This is a genomic window from Pseudooceanicola batsensis HTCC2597 (genome assembly GCF_000152725.1).
Lineage (GTDB): Bacteria > Pseudomonadota > Alphaproteobacteria > Rhodobacterales > Rhodobacteraceae > Pseudooceanicola > Pseudooceanicola batsensis.
The window spans coordinates 2,422,491-2,447,303 of sequence record NZ_CH724131.1; the positions used below are offsets into that span (position 1 = coordinate 2,422,491).

Here is a 24,813-nt window from a genome sequence, read left to right on the forward strand (position 1 = left end):
GCAAGCGGCCTTGCACCGCGAGTTCCGCAAATTTCCACCGTTTTTGCAAACCGATCACAACGGCCGGTCCGCAGGCTCTTTCCAAGCGGCCCCTCGCCCCATATCGGTTGGGAAAGACCCCACCAGACCCGGTTTTCCACATGCCAGGACCCACCTTCCGCCTGCGCGGCTTCGACATCCACAAGACCTACCTCGACGAGGCGGCCCAGGCCGATCTGGTCGAGGCGCTGCGACCCGTGCTCAGGCAGGCGCCGCTCTTTTCCCCGACGACGCGGTTCGGAAAGAAGATGTCGGTGCGCATGACGAGCGCCGGAAAATACGGCTGGTATTCGGATGCGCGTGGCTATCGGTACGAACCCCGTCATCCCGACGGCCAGTCGTGGCCGCCGATTCCGCCACAGGTCCTGTCGGTCTGGCACGAACTGACGGGACTGGAGCGGGCGCCGGACTGCTGCCTGATCAACTACTATGGCGAGGGCGCGCGCATGGGGATGCATCAGGACCGGGACGAGGCGGATTTCACCTTCCCCGTGCTGTCGCTGTCGCTGGGCGACGATGGATTATTCCGCATCGGCAACGAAGAACGCGGCGGAAGGACCGAGTCGTTCTGGCTGGAATCCGGCGATGCGGTGATCATGGGGGGCGCGGCTCGGCTGACCCATCACGGGGTGGACCGGATACGGTTCAATTCCTCGCGCCTGCTGCCGAAGGGCGGCCGGATCAACCTCACGTGCCGGGTGGTGGACTGAAGTGGCTCAGCGGGACGAGATCGTGCAGCAGCCCGAGATCATCTCTCTTTCGCCGTCGCTCCGCTCGATGAGGATATCCGCGGTCAGCCAGAAGGCCTTGTCGGACATGCCGTCGCTGCATGACTGCCGGGCGACGACCATCCGCGCCCGCATCCCGGCCCGGCCCATGACGACCCCGAACCGGTCCAGCCGACCGGAGGACCGGCCGCGCCATGTCTCGTCCATCGTCACGTCGATGCCGCCGGGTGTCTCGTAGCGCCAGCGCCCCGCGCCCTGGCCGAGCGACCAGAACGGCTCGGTCCCCAGGCAGCGGCGCACGGGCGGGAAATCGCCGTCCTCCTGACCGTCCCGGCGCTCCAGATAGGTCAGCGAGGCCCAGCCGGATCGGCCGCCCGCATTGACCTGGCCCCATCCGCCGTCGTCGCTGACGGCGCCTACCTCTACCCCGCGCCGGTCGGGCGCGAAGGTGCCCAGGATCTCGGCCCGGGCGTCGGGCTCGGCCCGGATGTTCAGCACATCGTCCCGGGCGACACCGACCACGTCGTAAAGCGCCGGAAAAGGCTCGGCCACCGCCACCGGACCGCCGGACAGGAAGAGGAGCACGACGAGAGCGCGCAGGATCATCGCTTTGCATCCCAGCTGAGCGAGGCGTGGCGACGGGTGTAGAATTCGCCCATCAGTCCGAGCATGCACAGCCCCACCCCCACAAGGAACGGATAGGCCAGCGAGGAATTGTGCGGCGTGTAGTTGAGGAACACATAGCCCCGGCACTGGTCGATGGCATGGAACAGCGGGTTCCAGTCGAACATGGCCACCATGTAGGCGGGCAGGGAATTCGCCACGAACATCTTGCCCGAGGCGATCATGTTGGCCCGCTGATAGATCTGCGAAAAGACCGAGACGAACTGTGGCGCCCAGGGCTTGATCGCCAGCAGCACCAGCCCGACGCCGATCCCGGTGAACCAGGCCAGCAGAAGCATCCCGAAGGCATAGACCGGCTGGTCGATGGTGATCGGCGTGAAGACGACATGATAGACGAAGAGGATCAGGACGAGCGACAGCACCTGTATATATAGTGTCGAGAGAGCCGCCGCGCCGATCGTCACGGCCGTGTTCATCGGCGCGTGCTTCATCATCGCCGAGGTCGCGCCCTCGGAGCCGGTGATCGCGCCGAGCGTCTTCACATGCGTCATGTAGAGGAAGATGCCGGACATCAGGTAGAGCAGGAAATCGCCCCGGATCGCGTTCCGCCGCAGGCCCAGCAGTTCGAACATGGCGTAGAACGACAGGACGAAGATCACCGCCTGCAGCATGTTCAGCGCGATCGACCACAGGGCATGGCGATGCGTCTTCCGGATCGAGTGGACCGCCGTGTGATAGATCAGCTCGGCGATCCCGATGGCGGATCCCACCTTCGAACGGTGCACCCTCTGCTCAAACATTCCGTCGCTCCGAAGGAGATTGCCCGGGACACGCAGGGAAGTCTTGCCGATCCCTTGCGGCTTCACCATAACGAACCGCGCCTCCCGAGGCAATTCTCGGCCCCCCGCGCGCACTGATCGGAGACGCATCGAAATGGACTACGCAAAGCTCGAAACCGTCATGCGGCGCCTCGCACTCGAAGCCGGCGACCGGATCATGGAGATCTACAATTCCGACGATTTCGGGGTGAAGACCAAGTCCGATGCCAGCCCGGTCACCGAAGCGGACGAGGCCGCCGATGCGCTGATCTCGGCCGGCCTGCGCGAAGCCTTTCCCGACCTGCCGCTGATCACCGAGGAACAGGCCGCCACGCATTCCGAAAGCGCCAGCACCTTCCTCATCGTCGATCCGCTGGACGGCACCAAGGAGTTCGTCAACCGCCGCGGCGATTTCACCGTCAACATCGCGCTGGTCGAGGACGGCATTCCCACGCGAGGCGTCGTCTACGCCCCGGCGCGGGACCGCATGTTCTATACCCGGACCGACGGCACCGCGGTCGAAGAGGCCGCCCCCTTCGACAGGGACGCGCCCGGGGCGCAGACCGAACTGCGGGTCTCCGCGGCCGACAACGACGCGCTGATGATCGTCGCCTCCAAGTCGCACCGCGACCAGGCGACCGACGACTACATCGCGAAATATGCGGCGAAGGACATGACCAGCGCGGGATCTTCGCTCAAGTTCTGTCTGATCGCCAGCGGCGAGGCCGACCTCTATCCCCGCCTGGGCCGCACGATGGAGTGGGATACCGCCGCCGGCCACGCCGTCGTCGCCGGCGCCGGCGGCCGGGTTCTGCATTTCGAGACGCTCGAGCCCCTGACCTACGGCAAGGAAGGGTTCGCCAACCCCTTCTTCATCGCCGCCTCGCCTTCGGTCACGCTCAAGCCGGCCTGACCGCGGGGGGCGGACCGGCCATGGACGACCCCACCGTCAGCGTCGTGGTTGTCAGCCGGGATCGCGGCCCCAGCCTGGAACTGACGCTGGTCGGACTGGCCCGGCAGTTGCACGACAATTACGAGATCGTGGTCGTCGCCGATGCGGCGGGCCTCGATGCGGTGCGGCGGCAAAAGCTCGGGCGCGAGATCAAGACCGTGCCCTTCGCCGATCCCAATATCTCGCTCGCCCGCAACCTCGGCACCGCGGTCGCCGCCGGCGAGGTGGTCGCCTTCATCGACGATGACGCCGTACCCGAGCCGACCTGGCTGCGCCACCTGACCGCGCCCTTCTCGGAACCCGATGTCGCCGCGGCGGGCGGCTTCGTCATCGGGCGCAACGGGATCTCGTTTCAGTGGAAGGCGCACAGCGTCGATCATACGGGCCAGGCTCGACCACTGGATGTCGACCCGGCGCGGGCCACCGCCCTCACCCCGCCTCCGGGACGGGCGGTCAAGACGGAAGGCACCAACATGGCCTTCCGCCGCTCTGTCCTGGCGCAGCTTGGCGGTTTCGACCCGGCCTACCGCTTTTACCTGGACGACACCGACCTGAACATGCGCCTCGCCCGGGCGCGCCATGTGACCGCCGTTGTTCCCATGGCGCAGGTGCATCACAGCTTTGCCCCCTCGTCCCGGCGCCATGCCTCCCGCGCCCCCCGCGACCTGTTCGAGATCGGGGCGAGCCTGTCGGTCTTTCTGCGGCGCCACTGCCCCGAGGACGCGCGCGAGAAGGCGGTTACCGATTTCGTGGCGGGGCGCGACAGGGCGCTGATCTCGCACATGGTGGCGGGCCGGCTGGAGCCGCGCGACCTGCGCCGCCTGCGCGCCCGCCTCGCCGCGGGGATCGAGGCCGGCCGGTCCCGCACCCTGTACCCGCTGCCGGGGCTGCCGCATTCGAGCGAACCCTTCCTGCCGTTTCGCACCCGCGCCACCGGCCAGAGCATCACGCTGGCCGGGCGCCCCCTGTCGCGCCGGCGACTGCGGGCACAGGCTGCCGCACGCGCCGCCGGGGGCGCGACCGTATCGCTCTTCATCCTGTCGCCGACGGCGCTCTTTCACCGGGTGCGCATGACGCGCGACGGCGTCTGGGAACAGACCGGCGGGATCTGGGGCAGGGCACGGCGCGATGAACCGCTGGTGCGGGCCACCTCGTTCCGCCGGAGGCTCGCGCAGGAAATCGCCCGGATTGCCGCACTGCGGCAGCACAAAACTCCATCGAATTAACGATGCGTTAAAATTAACCGAACGGAAACGATGTTTTCCGACTGTGCGGGGTGATTCACTGGCCTATGTCTGCCATATTGCGCGCGGAGCGCTAGGATCCGATCAGGTCCGCAACTGCGTCACAGAGGTTGAGAGATAGGCATGAAGAACAAGATCACCAAAGCGATTTTTCCCGTGGCTGGTCTGGGGACCCGGTTCCTGCCGGCCACCAAGTCGATCCCCAAGGAAATCATGTCGCTGGTCGACCGGCCCCTGATCCAGTACGCGATCGACGAGGCCCGCGCCGCCGGTATCAAGGAATTCATCTTCGTCACCTCGCGCGGCAAGGCCGCCCTCGAAGACTATTTCGACCATGCCCCGCAGCTCGAGGCCGAGCTGAAGAAGAAGGGCAAGGACGATCTGCTCGAAGAAATCAAGAACACCAACATGGACAGCGGCGCCATCGCCTATATCCGGCAGCACAAGCCGCTGGGTCTGGGTCATGCGGTCTGGTGCGCCCGCCGCCTGATCGGCAACGAACCCTTCGCGGTCATCCTACCCGACGACATCATCGCTGCCGAGAAACCCTGTCTCCAGCAGATGGTCGAAGCCTTCGCCGAGAACCCCGGGAACATGGTCGCCGCGATGGAGGTTCCGCCGGAACGGGCCTCGGCCTACGGGATCCTCGACGTGAAGGAGGACCACGGATCGCTGGTATCCATCAAGGGCATGGTGGAAAAACCGAAGACCGGCGAAGAGCCCTCGAACCTCGCCGTGATCGGGCGCTATCTGCTCACCCCGCAGATCCTGAAGAACCTGAACCTGAAACAGACCGGCGCCGGCGGAGAAATCCAGCTGACCGACGCCATCGCCCACGAGATTACCGAGAACCGGCCCGTCTACGGCTACCGGTTCCGCGGGCAGCGGTATGACTGCGGGTCCAAGTCGGGCTATCTTCAGGCGACGGTCTCCTTCGCGCTGTCGCGGCCGGAGCTTCGGGACGATCTCCTCGGCTTCCTGCGCGAGGTCGTGAACGTCGAACAGGCGGCACAGTAAATCGGACAGACCATGGACAAGGTCCTCGTCACCGGCGGAGCCGGCTACATCGGCTCGCATGCCTGCAAGACTGTTCGCGCCGCGGGCTTCGAACCGGTCACCTACGACAACCTCAGCACCGGCTGGGAGGAGGCGGTCAAGTTCGGCCCCTTCGAAAAGGGCGATCTGCTGGACCGCAAGCGCCTGGACGAGGTCTTTGCCAGCCATGCGCCCGTTGCCGTGATGCATTTCGCCGCCCTCAGCCAGGTCGGCGAAAGCATGAAGAAGCCTGGTCTCTATTGGCAGAACAACGTCGAAGGGTCGCGCAACCTGATCGAGGCCGCCTGCGACGCCGGCTGCATGAATTTCGTCTTCTCCTCGACCTGTGCCACATACGGCGATCAGGACAACGTCGTGCTGGACGAGAACTCGGTCCAACTGCCGATCAACGCCTATGGCGCGTCGAAACGTGCGATCGAGGACATGCTGCGCGACTATGGCGCCGCCTTCGGCCTGCGCCACGTGATCTTTCGCTACTTCAACGTGGCGGGTGCCGATCCCGAGGCCGAGGTGGGCGAGTTCCACCAGCCCGAAACCCACCTCATCCCGCTCATGCTCGACGCGATCGAAGGCAAACGCGAAGCTTTGACGATCTTCGGCACCGACTATGAGACGCCCGACGGGACCTGTATACGGGACTACGTACACGTGTGTGATCTGGTAGACGCACACATCCTTGGATTGACGTGGCTGATGGACGGCAAGCAGAGCCGCGTGTTTAACTTGGGCACCGGGTCGGGCTTTTCCGTCCGGGAAGTCATCGATCACTCGCGCGCGGTCACCAACAGGGCCGTGCCTTACAAGGAGGGACCGCGCAGACCCGGCGATTGTACAAAGCTCGTCTCGGGCTCGACCCGCGCGGTCTCCGAACTGGGCTGGAATCCGCAGCGCTCGACGCTTGATCGGATGATTGCCGATGCCTGGCGGTGGCATCAGACTGGCCACTACGACAAATAATCCCGAAGACAGGGTCCGCCTTCTGGACCTGACGCGCCTGGCAAGCCGACCAGGCCGCCAGCCGACCGGTATCGACCGGGTCGAGCTGGCCTATCTGCGCGAACTTCTCGACCGCGAAGGCGAGGTCTGGGGACTGGCCCGGGTGGCCACCGGCTATGTGATCCTCGGCCGCAGCGGCCTGACCTCGTTCATGCACCGGCTGCAGGGCCGGACCCCCTGGGGCAAGACGCGGTTCATCTTCCACTTCGCGGGCCGCCTGTCTCCGTTGCAGAAACGCGTGCAAAGCGATCTGTGGCGACTGGCGCACACGCGGGCATGGGGCAAGAGACTGGCTCCGGCGCTCGCCGCACTCCCGAACAATCTGACCTACCTCAACGTCGGCCATTCCAATCTGACCGGGAACACGTTGACGGCGATTTCGGCGCATCCCGGCGCGAAGATCACGGTAATGGTGCATGACACCATACCGCTGGATCACCCCGAGTTCTGCCGTGACGAAAGCACCGACCGCGCGCGCGGCATGATCCGCCGCGTCATGCATCACGCCGATCTGGTCCTGTGCAACAGCGAAAAGACCCGCGGGGACGTCATCCGCCACATGGCCGCCCTGAACGAGGATGCCGATCCCGAAGAGCGGACCGCCCCCCCCAACTGCCTGGTTGCCCGTCTCGGGATCGACCCGCCGCGCCCGGACGCAGCGGCGATACCGCCCGAACTGCCACGCGAGCGCCCCCTGTTCCTGACCGTCGGCACCATCGAACCGCGCAAGAATCACCTTCTGCTGCTCGACATCTGGGAGAACTGGAAGCAGGACGAGGACGGCCCCCGCCCGGTCCTGGGCATCTGCGGCGCCCGCGGCTGGCTGAACGAAGAGGTCTTTCGCCGGCTCGACCGATCGCCCCTGCGCGGCAGCGACATATTCGAATGGCCAAATCTGCCGGACCGGGCGATCTCGGCCCTTCTGCAACATGCCCATGCCTTGCTGTTCCCGAGTCTCGCCGAAGGATACGGCCTGCCCCCGATCGAGGCCGCGGCCCTGCGGACGCCGGTGATCAGCGCCGACCTGGCATCTATCCGCGAAACCCTGGGCGATTTGCCAGTTTACCTTGACTCGGCGGATAGCTATTCTTGGAAAAAGGCCATCAAGAGCCGTATCGAGGTCGGACGGTCCGGGACCGAGGGTATCGCGGGGTTCATGCCCCCGACATGGGATGAGCATTTCAAGGTCGTCTTGAAGATGGCCTGATAGCGGCGGCCCGACCCGGTGCCATGGTCAAGAGGGCGGGCGTTGAGCTTTGTTTCGTCATATCGCCTCAGGCTCCAGCGTCGCCGCTGGCTGATCCGTGCCGTGCGCAAACGGCGCGAGTTGAAGGCGGTCGCAAACCGGACCCGTCGCATCCGGCGCGAGGACGTGCTACTGTTCTGCACGGCCCGCAACGAACGGATCCGGCTGCCCTATTTCCTCGAATATTACCGGCAACTCGGCGTCGACCACTTCCTCTTCGTCGACAATGACAGCAGCGACGGCAGCGCCGACTATCTCGCAGCGCAGCCGGACTGTTCCGTCTGGCACACGCCGCACGGTTATAAACGAGCGCGGTTCGGAATGGACTGGATCAACTGGCTGCTGCTGCGTCACGGCCATGGCCACTGGTGCCTGACCGTCGATCCGGACGAATTCTTTGTCTATCCCTTCTGCGACACGCGGCCGATCCAGGCGCTGACCGACTGGCTGGACGCCTCGTCGATCAAGTCCTTCTCGGCCATGCTGCTGGATATGTACCCCAAGGGCCGCATCGATGCCGAACCTTATCGCGAAGGGCAGGACCCGCTGGAAATCGCCACATGGTTCGACAGCGGCAACTATCTGATCGAGAAGAACAGGCGCTATGGAAACCTCTGGATCCAGGGCGGTCCCCGCCAGCGGGTCTTCTTTGCCGACCAGCCGGAACTTGCGCCGGCCCTGAACAAGATCCCACTGGTGAAGTGGGATCGGAAATACGCCTATGTCTCGTCGACGCACATGCTCCTGCCGCGCGGGCTGAACCTCGTCTACGATGAATGGGGCGGCGAGAAGGCCAGCGGCCTGCTGCTGCACACCAAGTTCCTCGACACCTTCACCGCGAAGGCGACCGAGGAACTGGACCGCAAGCAGCATTACAACGCCTCGGTCGAATACAGGGCCTATGCCGGCCTGATGCGCGACGATCCCGAACTCTGGTGCAAGTGGTCCGAGAAATACATCAACTGGCGCCAGCTCGAGATCCTGGGCCTCATGTCCAAGGGTAACTGGGCATGAGCGCCGTCGGCATCGTCATGCTGGTTCACACCGCGCTCGACCGCGCCGAACAGGTGGCGCGGCACTGGGCGGCGTCGGGATGCCCGGTGGTGATCCATGCCGACCGGAGCGTCCCTGCCGCACGGTTCCGCGCCTTCGTCAGGTCACTCTCGGACGTCGGAACGATACGCTTCTCGTCCCGACACCGCTGCGAATGGGGCACCTGGGGCATCGTGGCCGCGACCCAGGCGGCAAGCGCGCAGATGCTGCGCGATTTTCCCGAAGTGCGTCATGTCTACCTCGCCTCCGGATCCTGCCTGCCGCTGCGCCCGGTGCAGGAGCTGATCGACTATCTTGACGCCCGGCCCCGCACCGACTTCATCGAGAGCGCGACCACCTCGGACGTGCCCTGGACGGTCGGCGGCCTCGACAGCGAACGCTTTACCATGCGATTCCCCTTCGCCTGGAAACGGAACCGCCGTCTGTTCGACGCCTACGTTCGCCTGCAACGCCGTCTCGGGCTCAAGCGCAGGATGCCGAACGGAATCACCCCTCACATGGGGTCGCAATGGTGGTGCCTGACCCGGCAGACGCTCTCGGCCATTCTGCAGGACCCGGAACGCGCCGATTACGACCGGTTCTTCAAACGCGTCTGGATCCCTGACGAAAGCTATTTCCAGACCCTCGCCCGGCTCTACTCCGGCCATATCGAAAGCCGGTCGCTGACGCTGTCCAAGTTCGATTTCCAGGGCAAACCGCACATATTCTACGACGACCACCTCCAGCTCCTCCGCCGCTCGGACTGCTTCGTCGCGCGCAAGATCTGGCCCCGCGCGGACCGCCTGTACGAGGCCTTTCTGACGGATGCAGATCACGCGATGAAGCGGACCGAACCCAACCCCGGGAAGATCGACCGCATCTTTGCGCGTGCCGTCGAACGCCGGACCCGGGGTCGCCCCGGCCTTCACATGCAGAGCCGGTTCCCGAACCCGAGCTGGGACCACGGCCCGACCGGGGCGCAATATGCCGTCTTCCAGGGCTTCGCCGATCTCTTCGAGGATTTCGAACCCTGGCTCGCCCGCAAGACCGGGTGCAAGGTACATGGCCATATCTACGCCTCCGGGCGCGCGGCCTTTTCCGGCGGGCAGCCGGTCATCGCCGGCGCCATTCCGGACAGCGCCGCCATCCGCGACTACCGCCCCGCGGCCTTCCTGACGAACCTGATCTGGGCCTCGCGCGGGGAACACCAGTGTTTCCAGTTCGGCCCCAACGACAACCAGGGCGCCGCCGGGGCGATGAGCCGGGATCCCAACGCGCGGATCTCGGTGATCTCCGGTGCCTGGGCCGTGCCGCTCTTTACCTCGAACCGGAATTTCGGCGACCTGAGGGCCGAGGCCGCCCGCCTGCAGAAGATCGAAAGCGATTTTCTCGACCTGCTCCGCGGACCGCACGCCAAGGCCCGCATCCGCATCTGGACCATGGCGGAATTCGTCGATTCCCCGATGGAGCCGCTGCAGGAGGTGATCGACGACCTGGGCGCCAAGAGCGCGCAGCGACTGTCCGAGGCCCCGAAGATGGTGAACCTCGCCGGCTTCGGTCAGTTTCTTCAGAACCTCAAGAACCAGGGAATGCACCCCTATCTCATGGGCGATTTCCCCACCGGTCCGACCGCCGCGAGACCACGGCCGGGCCACCATCGCAAGCCCTATCTGGTGAAGAAATAGATGTCCCCTTTCGACTACTTCATCGTCTTCGCCGAGATGCGGACGGGTTCGAACTTTCTCGAGGCGAACCTGAACCGATACCCGGGGCTTTCCTGTCTGGGCGAGGCTTTCAACCCGCATTTCATCGGCTATCCGAACAAGGACGACTGTCTGGGGATCACGCTCGCACGGCGCGAAGCAGAGCCGATGCTGCTGCTCGACGCGGTCAGGCAGGCCGAGGGCCTCGCCGGGTTCCGCTTCTTCCACGATCATGACAGCCGCATCCTGGATACGGCGCTGAAGGACCCGCGCTGCGCCAAGATCATCCTGACGCGCAACCCCGTCGACAGCTACGTGAGCTGGAAGATCGCGCAAGCCACGGGTCAGTGGAAACTGACCGACGTGCGCCGTCGCAAGGACGCCCGGGCCGAGTTCGACGCCGAGGAATTCGCGAACCACCTGCACGAACTACAGAAATTTCAGATTTTCCTGTTGAATGCGCTGCAGACCTCCGGGCAAACGCCCTTCTACGTCGCCTACGAAGACCTGCAGGACGTCGCGGTGATGAACGGCCTCGCCCGGTGGCTGGGCGAGAGCGCGCAGCTGGAGCGTCTGGACGACAAGCTCAAGGTCCAGAACCCCGCGCCCGTTTCCGAGAAGGTGGCGAACTTCGATGTGATGGAACAGTCGCTCGCGCGGCTCGACCGCTTCAACCTGTCGCGGACGCCGAATTTCGAACCGCGCCGGGGCCCGAATGTCCCCGCCTTCCAGGCCGCCGCCGGTACGCCGCTGCTCTACATGCCCGTGCGGGGCGAAATCGACGCGCCGATCTCGGCCTGGCTGGCCGCGCTGGACGGGGGCGACCCGGCCGACCTGCCGGGGAAATTCACCCAGAAGAGCCTGCGCAAGTGGAAACGCCGGAATCCCGGCCACCGCAGCTTCACGGTGATCCGGCATCCACTCGCCCGGGCCCATTCCGTGTTCTGCAATCGGATCCTGCGGACCGGCAAGGGCAGCTTCGGCGAGATCAGGCGCATCCTGCGCCAGCGTCACAAACTGCCGATCCCAGGCCGGAACGAGGACGCTCCCTATCCGCAGGAGCAGCATCGCGAGGCGTTCCTGCTGTTCCTCGACTTTCTCAAGGCCAACCTCTCGGGCCAGACGTCGGTCCGGATCGACCAGACTTGGGCCACGCAGAGCGCGGTGATCGAAGGCATGGCGAACTTCGCCCTGCCCGATGCGATCATCCGCGAAGACGAGATGCCCGCCGCTCTGCCGGCTCTGGCCCGACAGGTCGGCCACCCCTCGCCGCCCGACCTGCCCGGGGTCGCGGCTGATCAGCCGTACCCTCTCGCCGAGATCTACGATGACGAAGTGGAAGCGAAGGCGCAGGATGTCTACCAGCGCGACTACGTGATGTTCGGCTTTCGCAGCTGGCGGTAGCGCTCAGGCGGCCTGGATGTTCTGATCCGACGTCAGAAGCGCATAGAGTGTCGAGGCGTCGTGATTGGCCCGCAGCTTCTTGCACAGGTCGCCGTTGCGCAGCGTGCGCGACACCAGCGCAAGCGCCTTCAGATGCTCGACACCGGCCGCTTCCGGCGCGAACAGGGCCATGACGATATCGACGGGCTGCCGGTCCACTGCATCGAAGTCGACAGGCTTTTCCAGCAGCAGGAAGACCGCCGACATGTCCTTGACCTCATCGAGCCGCGCATGAGGCAGCGCGACACCGTTGCCGACGCCCGTCGGCCCGAGGGATTCCCGCTCCATCAGTGCAGTGACGAGCCCGGCCGTCTCGTACCCGTACACGCTGTTGGCAAGGTCGCCCACATCGTGCAGCAGCCGTTTCTTCGACGACGCCGAGGCAACCACCTTGATTGCCTCGGGCTTGAGGATCTCCGATAGGGTCATGAAGTACCAATACTCGCAACGGCTATGCAGTTGCCTCAGTTTCTGGGATCGATCCACCCGATGTTCCCGTCTTCCCGACGGTACACGACGTTCAAACCCTCTTTGCCCTCGTTCCGGAATACAAGGACCGGCGCACCTGCCAGCTCCATCTGCATCACCGCCTCTCCGACGGACAGAGACGGGATATGCGTCTCCATCTCGGCAACGATGATGGGTTGGAGCGTTTCGGCTTCCGATTCCTCGTCTTCCTGCTCAGCGGCGAGGATATAGGAGGACGCTCCCAAAAGTTCAACCGGCTCCGGACGCGCTTTGTGATGATCTTTGAGACGGCGCTTGTAGCGGCGCAGCTGCTTGTCCATCTTCTCGCATGCCGCGTCGAAAGCTGCATAGATTTCATGGGCATGGCCCTTGGCGGCGGCATTCAGCCCCGAGGACAGGTGGACGGTGGTTTCGCAGACGAATTCATTCCCCGACTTGGAAAAGATCACGGTCGCGTCGGTCGGGCGCTGTCCGTACTTCTCCATCATGCTGCCCAACTCGGTCTTCACGTGGGTCTGGAGAGCCTCGCCGACATCGATATGCTTGCCGCTGACTTCGTAACGCATTCCGTCTCCTTTCTTGACACTTCGAACGGTCGCCCCGGGCACCGATGCCAAGGGCGGCGTCAAATTCGAATGCTGTGGAAAGACAGTCCAAGGTCCTTGATCGCGCGCGGGTTTCGCAAGTGCGATGCAGGGCGGATCGAGAGCCGTCGCAGAACTGTCATAGTTATATATGAAAGCGCGCCGCACCCGCCTGTCAATGGAAAGCAGTCCGATTGGTTGCCGGCCGCGCGGGACCGGCATCTCCCGGCTCAGGAAATGCGGAACGTGTCGCCCAGGTAGACCCGACGCACATTTTCATTCTGCACCACTTCCTCGGGCGTGCCGGACATCAGCACCTTGCCGTCGTGCAGGATATAGGCGCGGTCCACGATCTCGAGCGTCTCGCGCACGTTGTGGTCGGTGATCAGCACCCCGATTCCGCGCTTTTTCAGATCGGCGACCAGATGCCGGATATCGGAGACCGAGATCGGATCCACCCCGGCGAAGGGTTCGTCCAGCAACAGGTATTTCGGATCGGCGGCCAGACAGCGCGCGATCTCGACCCGGCGCCGCTCGCCCCCCGAAAGGGCCAGCGCCGGAGCCCGGCGCAGATGCTCGATCGAGAACTCGGACAGAAGCTCTTCCAGCCGCTCGCGGCGCTTGTGCCGGTCGGAATGGGTGATGTCGAGAATGGCCGAGATGTTGTCCTCGACGGATAGCCCGCGAAAGATCGACATCTCCTGCGGCAGGTACCCGATGCCGAGCCGCGCGCGCCGGTACATGGGAAGGCCGGTCACGTCGCGCCCGTCCACCACGACCGTCCCGCCTTCGGGGACGATCAGTCCGGCCACGGCGTAGAAGGTCGTGGTCTTGCCCGAGCCGTTCGGCCCCAGAAGCGCGGCCACTTCGCCCTGGTCCACCTTCATGGTCACGTCGCGGATGACAATGCGCTTCTTGTAGGACTTGCGCAGCTGTTCGATGCGCAGCCCCTTGCCGCCCGTATGCAGCTGGAGATCGGGTTTCGTCACGCGTCAGTCCCCGCCCGGGTTCAGCAGGGTCCGTACCCGCCCGGACATCTGCGCCGTGCCGCTTTCCAGATCGACGGTCATGGCCTGCGATGCCAGCGTCGACTCGCCCTGAACGAGCAGCACATCGCCCTCCATGACGATCGTGCCGGCGTCGATGTCGTAATCCGCACGCTGCGCCTCGGCCGCGTCCTCGCCACTGACGAGGGTCACGCCGCCGGTGGCCTCCAGCAGGCGGATACGTTCACCCTCTTCGTCGTAGGTGACCAGGACGCGGGGCGCCGCAAGCCGCATCTCGGCCTGCACGATGACGACATTGCCCAGGAACTCGGCTGTTCCGTCGGACTGATTCACCCGCAGCTCGTCGCTTTCCACCTCGACCGGCGTGTCGGGATCGAGCTGGGCGGATCCGAAGGCCGTCTGCTGGGCCATGCCCGCGACCGGCAGCAACGCGATGCACAGGATCGCAAGCAGACGAAATGCATTCATGATCAAAACCTCAATCGGATTCCGGCTCGTATACCAGTTTTACGCCGTCTGTGAAAACCATCTGCACATCGGACAGATCCGCATCGCCCGTCACCACCATCCTGCCGGCGACAAAGCGGCCCGGCGGGCCTTCGCCCCGGATCTCGCCGCTGCTTTCGGCACGAACGTCGTTCAGCCAGGCCGTCAGCCCGGCGGTTTCGACCGTGTAGCCTGTCGACGAGACAACCACGACCGAACCGGCCAGTTCCGCCGTGCCCTCGGGCTGGTCGAGCAGCGCCTCGTCCGAACGAAAGGTGATGTCGCCCCCCGAGACCAGGTCGATCCGGCCCTGGAAGTTCTCGGCCGAAAGCGCCCCCAGCCCCGTGCCGACCGGCCTTGCGGATTCCGCGACGAAGGCGATCAGGTCGCCGCGTTCGGTGGCACCGGAAAAGCTGGGCTTCAGGACCCGCTCGGCCAGCCCGTCGCCGCCGGCCTCCACGTCGGCATAGGGCAGCTCCATCTGCGCCTCCTGCGTCTCGGAGAGAAGGAAGACGGTGGACAAGAGCGCCAGCGCGGCCAGCGGCAGCAGGATCTTCAGCCAGTTGACCAGCCGGGAATAGCCGTCCTCGGCCCAGGCCATCTCAGGCCGCACCGGCCCGGAGGTATGCCCGGCGCATCGTCATGAGTGGGCGAAGATGTCGGTCTCGGGCCAGCCCATCAGGTCCAGCCGCGCCCGCACCGGCAGGAAGTCGAAACAGGCCTGCGCGATCTCGGTCCGCCCCTCGCGCGCCAGCCGCGCGTCGAGTTCTTCGCGCAGCCGGTGGAGATAGAGGACATCCGACGCCGCGTACTCGAGCTGCGCCGCGCTCAGTTCCTCGGCGCCCCAGTCGCTGGACTGCTGCTGTTTCGACAGGTCGATGCCCAGCAATTCCTGCGTCAGGTTCTTCAGCCCGTGGCGGTCCGTGTAGGTCCGCACCAGCCGGCTGGCGATCTTGGTGCAGTAGACCGGCGCGGCGAGCGCGCCGAAGGCATTGTACATCGCCGCGATGTCGAACCGGCCGAAATGGAACAGCTTGAGCACCTTCGGATCGGTGAGCATTGCGCAGAGGTTCGGCGCGCTGTCCTGCCCGATCGCGACCTGCACGATATGCGCGTCGCCGTCGCCGCCCGACATCTGCACCACGCACAACCGATCGCGATGCGGGTTCAGCCCCATCGTCTCGCAGTCGATGGCCACCACCGGACCCAGGTCGAGCCCGTCGGGCAGATCTTGCTTGTAGAGATGATTGGTCACGCGGCACTCCCTCGCGGTCTCCGGCGGGTCTAGCGCCAGTCGCGGGCAAGTGCAAATCCCGTCCCGGCGAGGGTCGGTTCGCACGGCAACCGCGCCAGCCGCAATCAGATCGTCTTATTAAATCGATCAGCATTCTGCGGGTTATACTGATCGTCGCCCGGTGTTAGATTGATTCTAAAGGTCGGTTCCCCCGGCCGGGTTCCACTGCTTCGGGAGGCAAGATATGGACGGAAACGATACCCCGGCGGGCAAGTGCCCCGTCATGCATGGTGGTCTCACCAATCTCAGCAGCACGGTCACCGACTGGTGGCCCAACGCGCTCAACTTCGACATCCTGCACCAGCACGACGTGATGACCAACCCGATGGATGTCGACTACGACTATCGGGAAGAGCTGAAAAAGCTCGACGTCGCCGCGCTCAAGGCCGATCTGCACGCGCTCATGGAAGAGACCCAGGAATGGTGGCCCGCCGACTGGGGCAGCTATGTCGGCATGTTCGCCCGCGTGGCGTGGCACGCCGCGGGCTCCTACCGCCTGGCCGATGGCCGCGGCGGCGCGGGCACCGGCAATCAGCGTTTCGCGCCGCTGAATTCCTGGCCCGACAACGTGAACACCGACAAGGGCCGGCGCCTGCTGTGGCCGATCAAGAAGAAGTACGGCAACAAGGTCTCCTGGGCCGACCTGATGATCCTCGCCGGCAACATCGCCTACGAACATGCCGGCCTGAAGACCTTCGGCTTCGCCTTCGGGCGCGAGGACATCTGGCACCCTGAAAAAGACACCTACTGGGGCAACGAGAAGGAATGGCTCGCCCCGTCCGACAGCCGCTATGGCGACGTCAACGACCCCTCGACGATGGACAACCCATTGGCCGCCGTCCAGATGGGCCTGATCTACGTGAACCCCGAGGGCGTCAACGGCCAGCCGGACCCGCAGCGGACGGCCCACCAGGTGCGTGAAACCTTCGCCCGGATGGCCATGAACGACGAGGAAACCGCCGCGCTGACCGCCGGCGGCCACACCATCGGCAAGTGTCACGGCAACGGTACCGCCGACAATCTCTCGCCCGACCCGGAAGCGGCCGACGTGGAGTATCAGGGCCTCGGCTGGATGGGCAAGGTGAACCGCGGCATCGGACGCGACACCGTCGTCTCGGGCATCGAAGGCGCCTGGACCGCCAACCCCACCAAGTGGGACATGGGCTGGTTCGACATGCTGTTCGGCTACGAGTGGGAACTGAAGAAATCCCCTGCCGGCGCCAACCAGTGGGAGCCGGTGGACATCAAGGAAGAGGACATGCCGGTCGACGTCGAGGACCCCTCGATCCGTCGCAAGCCGATCATGACCGACGCCGACATGGCCATGAAGGTCGACCCGATCTACAACGAGATCTGTCAGAAATTCATCGCGGATCCCGAGTATTTCTCGGAAACCTTCGCCCGGGCGTGGTTCAAGCTGACGCACCGCGACATGGGCCCCAGGGCCCGCTACATCGGCCCGGACGTCCCGCAGGAAGACCTGATCTGGCAGGATCCGGTGCCCGCCGGTCCGGTCCACTACGACATCGGCAACCTGAAGGCGAAGATTGCCGCCTCCGGTCTCTCTCTCTCCGAGATGGTCAGCACCGCCTGGGACAGCGCCCGCACCTATCGCGGGTCGGACATGCGCGGCGGGGCGAATGGCGCGCGCATCCGTCTGGCGCCCCAGAAGGACTGGGAAGGCAACGAACCCGAACGCCTGCAGAAGGTCCTCTCGGTACTCGAGCCGCTGGCGGCCGAAGCCGGTGCCTCGCTCGCCGACACCATCGTTCTGGCCGGTAACGTCGGGGTCGAGAAGGCGGCGAAGGCCGCGGGCTACGACATCGCCGTACCCTTCACGCCGGGCCGTGGCGACGCGACCGACGAGATGACGGATGCCGAGTCCTTCGAACCGCTGGAGCCGATCGCCGACGCGATGCGCAACTGGCTCAAGGACGACTATGCCGTCAGCCCCGAGGAACTGATGCTCGACCGGGCGCAGCTGATGACGCTGACCGCACGGGAACTGACGGTCCTGGTCGGCGGCATGCGCATGATGGGAACCAACCACGGCGGAACGAAACACGGCGTCTTCACCGACCGCGAGGGCACGCTGGCGCCGGACTTCTTCGTCAACCTGACCGACATGGCCTACAAGTGGGAGCCGGTGGAAGACGAGAAGACCTACCAGATCCGCGACCGCAAGTCGGGCGACGTCAAGTGGACGGCAAGCCGCGTCGACCTCGTCTTCGGGTCCAACTCGATCCTGCGGGCCTATTCCGAGGTCTACGCCCAAGACGACAACGCCGGGAAATTCGTCAAGGATTTCGTGGCGGCCTGGGCCAAGGTGATGAACGCCGACCGGTTCGACGTCGTCTGATCGGTTCGGACCACAGGTGATTGAATGGCGCCGCACCCCGCGGCGCCATTTTTCGTTCGGCACCATCTGCGCCCCGTGCAAGGCTCGCCGGACCCGGCCCTCCGCCTCGCGTGATATTGGCAGGACCGCACGCGCGGGAATAACGCCCCGACAGCGGGTTCTGTCCGCCCCGCAGCAGATAGCGCCGGCCGCCCCCCACGGCTAGGCATTGACGCCGCGCCTCCTGCCACGGACAAAGACCCGACCGATCCGCCGCCGGGACATAGCACAGATGTCAGACCGCAAAGGCGGCACCCTGCCGCTCAAGCAAGACCCTCACGCCCTGCGCGACGCACGGGAAAAGAACCTCGAGGTCGCCATCGGCCGCGAGGTCCGCAGCCTGCGCCACCGCCAGCGCATGACCGGGGCGGAACTGGCGGCGCAGACGGGCCTGTCCGTCGGCATGCTCTCCAAGATCGAAAACGGCGTGATCTCTCCGTCTCTCACCACGATCTCGGCGCTTGCCCATGCCCTCAAGGTACCGCTGGTCCAGTTGTTCTCGGGTTACGAGGAACCGCGCGGATGCATGCACGTGAAGGCCGGCCAGGGGGTCGAGATCGACCGCGCCGGGACCCGCGCCGGCCACCAGTACAACCTGCTCGGTCATATCGGGTCCAACAGCTCCGGCGTCGTGGTCGAGCCCTACCTGATCACCCTGGACGACGAGAGCGACCGCTTCCCCACCTTCCAGCATGAAGGGATCGAAATGCTCTACATCCTCGACGGCGCCATGCTCTACCGCCATGGCGACAAGACCTATCTGCTGGAACCGGGCGACTCGCTCCTGTTCGATGCCGACGCGCCCCACGGGCCGGAGGAGATGCACGGTTTTCCGATCCGCTACCTCTCGATCATCACCTATCCGCAAGCGGGCTGAGCGACGACGAGCTGCCCAAAAATTGGGCAAGGGCAGAGGGCCGCGGCAAACGGCGGCGGATTTCCTGTAAAGAAATAATTCTTCCTGTTAATCAGTCCGCACCTCAAACCGGTTTCGGAGAACCCCATGTGCGGAATCGTCGGCCTCTTCCTGAAGAACGATGATCTTCAGCCGCAACTCGGCGCGATGTTGACGGGCATGCTGATCACCATGACCGACCGCGGCCCCGACAGCGCGGGCATCGCGATCTACGACCGCCCCCGAGGGGGCGTGAAGATCACGGTGCAGTCGGAAAGGCCCGAAGACGACTTTGACGGGCTTGAAGGAGCGCTTGAAAAGACCACCGTCCGCGACATCGACATGCGCCTCGCCGATACGCACGCCGTGATCACCGTGGACCCCGGTGATCGCGCCGCCGCCCTCGCCGCGCTCGAGGCGCGCGGGCTGCGCATCATGGGCGTGGGCGAGGCGATGGAGATCTACAAGGAGACCGGCCTGCCCCGCGACGTGGCCGCCCGATTCCACCTGCGCGACATGGCCGGCACCCACGGGATCGGTCATACCCGCATGGCCACCGAAAGTGCCGTGACGACCTTGGGCGCGCATCCCTTCTCCACCGCCGACGACCAGTGCCTCGTGCACAACGGATCGCTCTCGAACCACAACCGGATGCGCCGCCGGCTGGCACGCAAGGGCGTTCTCACCAAGACCGAGAACGATACCGAGGTCGGCGCCGCCTACATTTCCTCCCGCATCGCCGAGGGCGCCAGCCTGGGCGACGCTCTCGAAGGGACGCTGAAGGATCTCGACGGGTTCTTCACCTTCGTCACCGGCACCCGCACCGGGTTCGGCGTCGTGCGCGACCCGATCGCCTGCAAGCCCGCAGTGATGGCCGAAACCCGCGACTACGTCGCCTTCGGAAGCGAATACCGGGCCTTCGCCGACCTGCCCGGAATCGGCGGCGCGAAGGTCTGGGAACCCGAACCCGCCACCGTCTATTTCTGGGAGCGCTGATCATGCCGATCCTCGACATGTCGCAGACCGACCTGCGCGAGGTCAACCGGTCCCTCCAGACCGCCGCGCAGTCCCGCGCCAACGACAGCTACGTGATCGAGAACCCGCGCGGGTCGCACGCCGTCGCCGTCGGCCTCGACGGCCCGCTCGAGGTCACGGTCAAAGGCTCCACCGGCTACTACTGCGCCGGCATGAACAAGGAGGCCCGCATCCACGTCGAGGGCTCCGCCGGCCCCGGCGTGGCCGAGAACATGATGTCCGGCGAAGTGACGATCGACGGCGACGCCAGCCAGTACGCCGGGGCCACGGGGCGCGGCGGGCTGCTCAATATCCGCGGCAATGCCTCTTCGCGCTGCGGCATCTCGATGAAGGGCATCGACATCGTCGTGCACGGCAATATCGGCCACATGTCCGCCTTCATGGCGCAGAAGGGCAACCTCGTCGTGCTCGGCGACGCGGGCGACGCCCTGGGCGATTCGCTCTACGAGGCCCGTCTCTTCGTCCGCGGATCGGTGAAATCCCTCGGCGCCGACTGCGTGGAAAAGGAGATGCGTGCCGAACATCTGGGCTTTCTGTCCGAAATCCTCGCCCGTACGGGGGCGAATGCAAAGCCCGATGAGTTCCGGCGCTACGGCTCGGCCCGCAGGCTCTACAATTTCAACATCGACCATGCGGATGAATACTGATGACGACACGAACGGAACCGCGCCAGTCCCGGACCTTCTCGCGTGAGGTGAATTCCGAGATCCGCCGCGCCGCGGCCACCGGAATCTACGACATCCGCGGCGGCGGCGCGAAACGTCGCGTGCCGCATTTCGACGACCTGCTGTTTCTCGGTGCCTCGGTCTCGCGTTACCCGCTCGAGGGTTACCGCGAGAAATGCGCGACCGATGTGACCCTCGGCACCCGCTTCGCCAAGAAACCGATCGAACTGAAGATTCCGGTCACCATAGCGGGCATGTCCTTCGGCTCTCTCTCCGCCCAGGCCAAGGAGGCACTCGGCCGGGGCGCGACCCTCGCCGGCACCTCGACCACCACCGGCGACGGCGGCATGACCGAGGAAGAACGCGGCCATTCCGAAAAGCTCGTCTACCAGTACCTCCCCTCGCGCTACGGCATGAACCCAGACGACCTGCGCCGCGCCGACGCGATCGAGATCGTCGTGGGCCAGGGGGCCAAGCCCGGCGGCGGCGGCATGCTGCTGGGCCAGAAGATCACCGAACGTGTCGCGGGGATGCGCGACCTGCCGCAGGGCATCGACCAGCGCTCGGCCTGCCGCCACCCCGACTGCACCGGGCCGGACGATCTCGAGATCAAGATCCTCGAACTGCGCGAGATCACCGGCTGGGAGAAACCGATCTACGTCAAGATCGGCGGCGCCCGTCCCTACTACGACACCGCCCTCGCCGTGAAGGCCGGGGCCGACGTGGTGGTCCTCGACGGGATGCAGGGCGGCACCGCGGCCACCCAGGACGTCTTCATCGAACATGTCGGCCAGCCCACGCTCGCCTGCATCCGACCCGCCGTGGCCGCGCTCCAGGACCTCGGGATGCACCGCGAGGTCCAGCTCATCGTCTCCGGTGGCATCCGCTCCGGCGCCGATGTGGCCAAGGCTCTCGCTCTCGGTGCGGACGCGGTCTCGATCGGCACGGCCGCGCTGATCGCGCTCGGCGACAACGACCCGAAATACGAGGAAGAGTACCGCGCACTCGGCACCACGCACGGCGCCTATGACGACTGGCACGAGGGCCGCGACCCCGCCGGCATCACCACTCAGGATCCGACGCTCGCGGCCCGGCTCGACCCCGTCGCCGCCGGCCGCCGGCTGCGCAACTACCTCGCCGTGCTGACGCTCGAATGCCAGACACTGGCCCGCGCCTGCGGCAAGAGCCACGTCCACAACCTCGAACCCGAAGATCTCTGCGCCCTCACGCTGGAGGCCGCCGCGATGGCGCAGGTCCCGCTCGCCGGAACCGACTGGTACCCCGGCAAGCCGGGCTTCTGACGCAGATACCCCACCCGGCCCCTGTCCTTGAAGGAGACGGGTCAAAGCCCCTCGGCCGGACGGACCGCCCGGCGGTCCGGAACAGACGAAAAGGGACAGACAGATGACCGACCTCGCCACCTTCGCCGAACAGAACGGCGTCAAGTATTTCATGATCTCCTTCACCGATCTCTTCGGCGGGCAACGGGCCAAGCTCGTCCCGGCGCAGGCGATCGCGGACATGGCAAGGGACGGCGCCGGCTTCGCGGGGTTCGCGACATGGCTCGACATGACTCCGGCTCACGCGGACATGCTGGCCCTGCCCGACCCCGACAGCGTCATCCAGCTGCCCTGGAAGCCCGAGGTCGCCTGGGTCGCCGCCGATTGCGCGATGGAAGGCGAGGAGGTCGCCCAGGCCCCCCGGAACGTGCTCCGGGCCCTCGTCGCGAAAGCCGCCGACAGGGGCCTTCGCGTGAAGACCGGGGTCGAGGCCGAGTTCTTCCTGCTCACCCCCGAGGGCGAGGCGATCTCGGATCCTTTCGACACCGCGGAAAAGCCTTGCTACGACCAGCAGGCGGTCATGCGCCGCTACGACGTCATCGCCGAGATATGCGACCATATGCTGGCGCTCGGCTGGGGCCCCTATCAGAACGACCACGAGGACGCGAACGGCCAGTTCGAGATGAATTGGGACTTCGCCGACGCGCTCGTCACGGCCGACCGCCATTCCTTCTTCAAGTTCATGGTGAAATCAGTGGCCGAGGCGCACGGCTTCCGTGCCACCTTCATGCCCAAACCCCTGCCAAACCTGACCGGCAACGGCTGCCACTGCCATGTCTCGGTCTGGGACGCGGAGGGCCGGAAGAACGTCTTTGCCGATGACTCCCACGACCTCGGCCTGTCCGAAAGCGGCCTGCATTTCCTCGGCGGCATCATGAAGCATGCACAAGGCATGACGGCGCTCACCAATCCGACAGTCAACAGCTACAAGCGCATCAACGCCCCGGCCACGGCCTCGGGCGCCACCTGGGCGCCGAACACCGTCACCTGGTCCGGCAACAACCGAACCCACATGGTCCGCGTGCCGGGCCCCGGCCGGTTCGAGCTCCGCCTGCCGGACGGTGCGGCGAATCCCTATCTGCTGCAGGCCGCGATCATCGCCGCGGGGCTCTCGGGGCTCGAGGACAAGGCCGATCCCGGCAAGCGTCTCGACATCGACATGTACGCCGAAGGCCACAAGGCGCGCGGGGCCGGAAAGCTCCCCCTGAACCTGCTGGACGCCGTACGTGCCTTCGACAGGGACAAGGCGCTGAAAGCGATGATGGGCACCGGCTTCTCCGCCGCCTACGTCAAGTTGAAATCACGCGAATGGGACAGCTACACGGCGCATTTCACAAGCTGGGAAAAGGCGAACGCGCTCGACGTGTGAGTGCCGGGGGCCCGGCCCGCGCCTCCCGACGTAGGGTGGAAGCCACCCGCACCCGGGCCGATCCGCACATGGTTCAACACGCAGCTTCCCTGAAACGGCTGCGGCTACACGACTGTTCGGAAGTTGTTCGCCTTCCCGCCGGAAAGCAATTGGTGCCCAGAAGAGGACTCGAACCTCCACGTCCATACGGACACCAGCACCTGAAGCTGGCGCGTCTACCAATTCCGCCATCTGGGCACGAAACTGCGTGAGGCCGCGATTTAGACCCCACGGCGGTCGGTGTCAACGGCCATTTGCGGCAATTTCCCCCATCGCGGCATATCGCCTTGCCCGGAACCCCGCCGGAGTCTAGGAAAAGGGGCATATCGGCAAGATTGCAGGGGTTTGCGCATGTCCGGACTGGTGACCATCTTTGGCGGATCTGGCTTTCTGGGGCGCTATATCGCACGGCGCATGGCCAGGCAGGGCTGGCGGGTCCGGGTGGCCACGCGCCACCCCAACGACGCGATGTTCGTCCGGACCTATGGCGTCGTGGGCCAGGTCGAACCGATCTTCTGCAATATCCGCGACGACGATTCGGTCCGCCAGGCGCTTGGCCACAGCGATGCCGTGGTGAACTGCGTCGGCATCCTCTCCGAGAAAGGCCGGAACGGCTTCGATGCCGTCCAGGCCGAGGGCGCCGGCCGCGTCGCCCGCATCGCCGCCGAGGAAGGCGTCGACCGCATGGTACACATTTCGGCCATCGGCGCCGACGAGACCTCGGACAGCGACTATGCCCGCACCAAGGCCATGGGCGAGGCGAAGGTGCTGGAACACATGCCGGGGGCGATGATCCTGCGCCCCTCGATCATGTTCGGCGCCGAGGATGAATTCTTCAACCGCTTCGCCGGCATGACACGCTTCTCCCCCATCCTGCCCATGGTGGGCGGGCGCACCCGGTTCCAGCCGGTCTATGTCGATGACGTGGCCGCCGCCGCCGAGATGGGCGCGCTGGGCACCGCACCGGGCGGCATCTACGAACTCGGCGGGCCCGACACCCGCACCTTCCGCGAGTTCATGCGCGAGATGCTGGCCGTCATCCATCGCCGCCGCGCCCTGATGGACCTCCCCATCTGGATGGCCAAACTGATGGCCTTCGGGCTGACCGCCGTGCAGGTCCTCTCGATCGGGCTGATCCACAATGACACTCTGACGGCCGACCAGATCGTGAACCTGCAAAGGGACAACGTGGTTTCGGGCGATCACAAGGGGTTCGACGATCTCGGCATCACCCCGACCGCGACCGAGGTGGTCCTGCCCGACTATCTCTGGCGCTTCCGTCCCTCGGGCCAGTACGACGCGATCAAGGACTCGGCGCGCAACCTCAAGGCCTGAGGGCCGGCGCCGCCCCT

24 protein-coding genes and 1 tRNA gene are annotated in these 24,813 nt (G+C 65.4%); 16 read left to right on the top strand and 9 right to left on the bottom strand.

The features are described from left to right. Positions 1-140 precede the first annotated feature (140 nt). Complete coding sequence (locus OB2597_RS15665) at positions 141-749, top strand: alpha-ketoglutarate-dependent dioxygenase AlkB family protein (RefSeq protein ID WP_009806579.1); 609 nt, start codon at positions 141-143, stop codon at positions 747-749. Positions 750-755: 6 nt separating this feature from the next. On the opposite strand, the gene OB2597_RS15670 is transcribed toward OB2597_RS15665, so the two are convergent. Then, complete coding sequence (locus tag OB2597_RS15670) at positions 756-1,373, bottom strand: SH3 domain-containing protein (protein WP_009806580.1); 618 nt, start codon at positions 1,371-1,373, stop codon at positions 756-758. Continuing rightward, complete coding sequence (locus OB2597_RS15675) at positions 1,370-2,191, bottom strand: ABC transporter permease (RefSeq protein WP_009806581.1); 822 nt, start codon at positions 2,189-2,191, stop codon at positions 1,370-1,372. Before OB2597_RS15675 ends, OB2597_RS15670 begins: the two co-directional genes overlap by 4 nt. Positions 2,192-2,324: 133 nt before the next feature. Here OB2597_RS15675 and cysQ point away from each other — a divergent pair, with 133 nt between their 5' ends. From cysQ to OB2597_RS15715, 8 genes are all read left to right on the top strand, one after another. Next, positions 2,325-3,122 carry a 3'(2'),5'-bisphosphate nucleotidase CysQ gene (gene cysQ, locus OB2597_RS15680; protein ID WP_009806582.1) on the top strand — a complete coding sequence of 266 codons (798 nt, stop codon included), beginning with the start codon at positions 2,325-2,327 and terminating at the stop codon, positions 3,120-3,122. Between the two features lie 20 nt (positions 3,123-3,142). Beyond that, positions 3,143-4,387 carry a glycosyltransferase family 2 protein gene (locus OB2597_RS15685; protein ID WP_009806583.1) on the top strand — a complete coding sequence of 415 codons (1,245 nt, stop codon included), beginning with the start codon at positions 3,143-3,145 and terminating at the stop codon, positions 4,385-4,387. Positions 4,388-4,528: 141 nt separating this feature from the next. Next, on the top strand, positions 4,529-5,422 hold the full coding sequence (gene galU, locus OB2597_RS15690; RefSeq protein WP_009806584.1) for a UTP--glucose-1-phosphate uridylyltransferase GalU: 894 nt from the start codon (positions 4,529-4,531) through the stop codon (positions 5,420-5,422). Positions 5,423-5,434: 12 nt separating this feature from the next. After that, positions 5,435-6,418, top strand: coding sequence for a UDP-glucose 4-epimerase GalE (gene galE / locus OB2597_RS15695; protein ID WP_009806585.1), 984 nt, complete (start codon positions 5,435-5,437; stop codon positions 6,416-6,418). After that, positions 6,378-7,664 (top strand): glycosyltransferase family 4 protein, encoded by a 1,287-nt coding sequence (locus tag OB2597_RS15700; protein WP_009806586.1) that lies wholly within the window; start codon positions 6,378-6,380, stop codon positions 7,662-7,664. The genes galE and OB2597_RS15700 overlap by 41 nt, the downstream gene beginning before the upstream one ends. 42 nt (positions 7,665-7,706) lie before the next feature. Beyond that, the gene (locus OB2597_RS15705) at positions 7,707-8,717 is read left to right on the top strand and encodes a glycosyltransferase family 2 protein (protein ID WP_040609397.1); all 1,011 of its coding nucleotides are present in this window, start codon (positions 7,707-7,709) and stop codon (positions 8,715-8,717) included. After that, positions 8,714-10,420, top strand: a complete 1,707-nt coding sequence (locus OB2597_RS15710; protein ID WP_009806588.1) for a DUF5927 domain-containing protein — start codon at positions 8,714-8,716, stop codon at positions 10,418-10,420. The genes OB2597_RS15705 and OB2597_RS15710 overlap by 4 nt, the downstream gene beginning before the upstream one ends. After that, complete coding sequence (locus OB2597_RS15715) at positions 10,421-11,842, top strand: sulfotransferase family 2 domain-containing protein (RefSeq protein ID WP_009806589.1); 1,422 nt, start codon at positions 10,421-10,423, stop codon at positions 11,840-11,842. Positions 11,843-11,845: 3 nt separating this feature from the next. Here the strand turns inward: OB2597_RS15715 and OB2597_RS15720 are convergent, their stop codons facing one another. The 6 genes from OB2597_RS15720 to OB2597_RS15745 form a co-directional block, all read right to left on the bottom strand. Beyond that, a complete protein-coding gene (locus tag OB2597_RS15720; protein WP_009806590.1) occupies positions 11,846-12,310 on the bottom strand; it encodes a PTS sugar transporter subunit IIA in 465 nt (154 codons plus the stop codon). A gap of 35 nt (positions 12,311-12,345) precedes the next feature. Next, entirely contained in the window at positions 12,346-12,915 is a 570-nt protein-coding gene (hpf, locus tag OB2597_RS15725) for a ribosome hibernation-promoting factor, HPF/YfiA family (protein WP_009806591.1), read from the bottom strand. Between the two features lie 248 nt (positions 12,916-13,163). Beyond that, complete coding sequence (lptB, locus tag OB2597_RS15730) at positions 13,164-13,922, bottom strand: LPS export ABC transporter ATP-binding protein (RefSeq protein ID WP_009806592.1); 759 nt, start codon at positions 13,920-13,922, stop codon at positions 13,164-13,166. A gap of 3 nt (positions 13,923-13,925) precedes the next feature. Beyond that, positions 13,926-14,408, bottom strand: a complete 483-nt coding sequence (locus OB2597_RS15735; RefSeq protein WP_040609856.1) for an LptA/OstA family protein — start codon at positions 14,406-14,408, stop codon at positions 13,926-13,928. 10 nt (positions 14,409-14,418) lie between these two features. Next, positions 14,419-15,027, bottom strand: a complete 609-nt coding sequence (locus OB2597_RS15740) for an LptA/OstA family protein (RefSeq protein WP_009806594.1) — start codon at positions 15,025-15,027, stop codon at positions 14,419-14,421. A gap of 39 nt (positions 15,028-15,066) precedes the next feature. Next, the gene (locus OB2597_RS15745; RefSeq protein WP_009806595.1) at positions 15,067-15,681 is read right to left on the bottom strand and encodes a ribonuclease D; all 615 of its coding nucleotides are present in this window, start codon (positions 15,679-15,681) and stop codon (positions 15,067-15,069) included. A 223-nt stretch (positions 15,682-15,904) separates the two neighbouring features. Here OB2597_RS15745 and katG point away from each other — a divergent pair, with 223 nt between their 5' ends. The 6 genes from katG to glnT all read left to right on the top strand — a co-directional run bounded on the left by katG (position 15,905) and on the right by glnT (position 23,422). Further along, positions 15,905-18,079, top strand: coding sequence for a catalase/peroxidase HPI (gene katG / locus OB2597_RS15750; RefSeq protein WP_009806596.1), 2,175 nt, complete (start codon positions 15,905-15,907; stop codon positions 18,077-18,079). Positions 18,080-18,350: 271 nt separating this feature from the next. Then, positions 18,351-18,995, top strand: coding sequence for a helix-turn-helix domain-containing protein (locus OB2597_RS15755; RefSeq protein WP_009806597.1), 645 nt, complete (start codon positions 18,351-18,353; stop codon positions 18,993-18,995). 126 nt (positions 18,996-19,121) lie between these two features. Next, positions 19,122-20,009: a class II glutamine amidotransferase gene (locus OB2597_RS15760; protein ID WP_009806598.1), complete on the top strand. Its 888-nt coding sequence runs from the start codon at positions 19,122-19,124 to the stop codon at positions 20,007-20,009. A gap of 2 nt (positions 20,010-20,011) precedes the next feature. Then, positions 20,012-20,695: a GltB/FmdC/FwdC-like GXGXG domain-containing protein gene (locus OB2597_RS15765; protein ID WP_009806599.1), complete on the top strand. Its 684-nt coding sequence runs from the start codon at positions 20,012-20,014 to the stop codon at positions 20,693-20,695. After that, entirely contained in the window at positions 20,695-22,014 is a 1,320-nt protein-coding gene (locus tag OB2597_RS15770; protein ID WP_009806600.1) for an FMN-binding glutamate synthase family protein, read from the top strand. Before OB2597_RS15765 ends, OB2597_RS15770 begins: the two co-directional genes overlap by 1 nt. 103 nt (positions 22,015-22,117) lie before the next feature. Further along, positions 22,118-23,422, top strand: coding sequence for a type III glutamate--ammonia ligase (gene glnT / locus OB2597_RS15775; RefSeq protein WP_009806601.1), 1,305 nt, complete (start codon positions 22,118-22,120; stop codon positions 23,420-23,422). A gap of 150 nt (positions 23,423-23,572) precedes the next feature. On the opposite strand, the gene OB2597_RS15780 is transcribed toward glnT, so the two are convergent. Then, positions 23,573-23,659: transfer RNA gene (locus tag OB2597_RS15780), tRNA-Leu, on the bottom strand. A 153-nt stretch (positions 23,660-23,812) separates the two neighbouring features. Here OB2597_RS15780 and OB2597_RS15785 point away from each other — a divergent pair. Continuing rightward, on the top strand, positions 23,813-24,796 hold the full coding sequence (locus OB2597_RS15785) for a complex I NDUFA9 subunit family protein (RefSeq protein WP_009806602.1): 984 nt from the start codon (positions 23,813-23,815) through the stop codon (positions 24,794-24,796). Positions 24,797-24,813 lie beyond the last annotated feature (17 nt).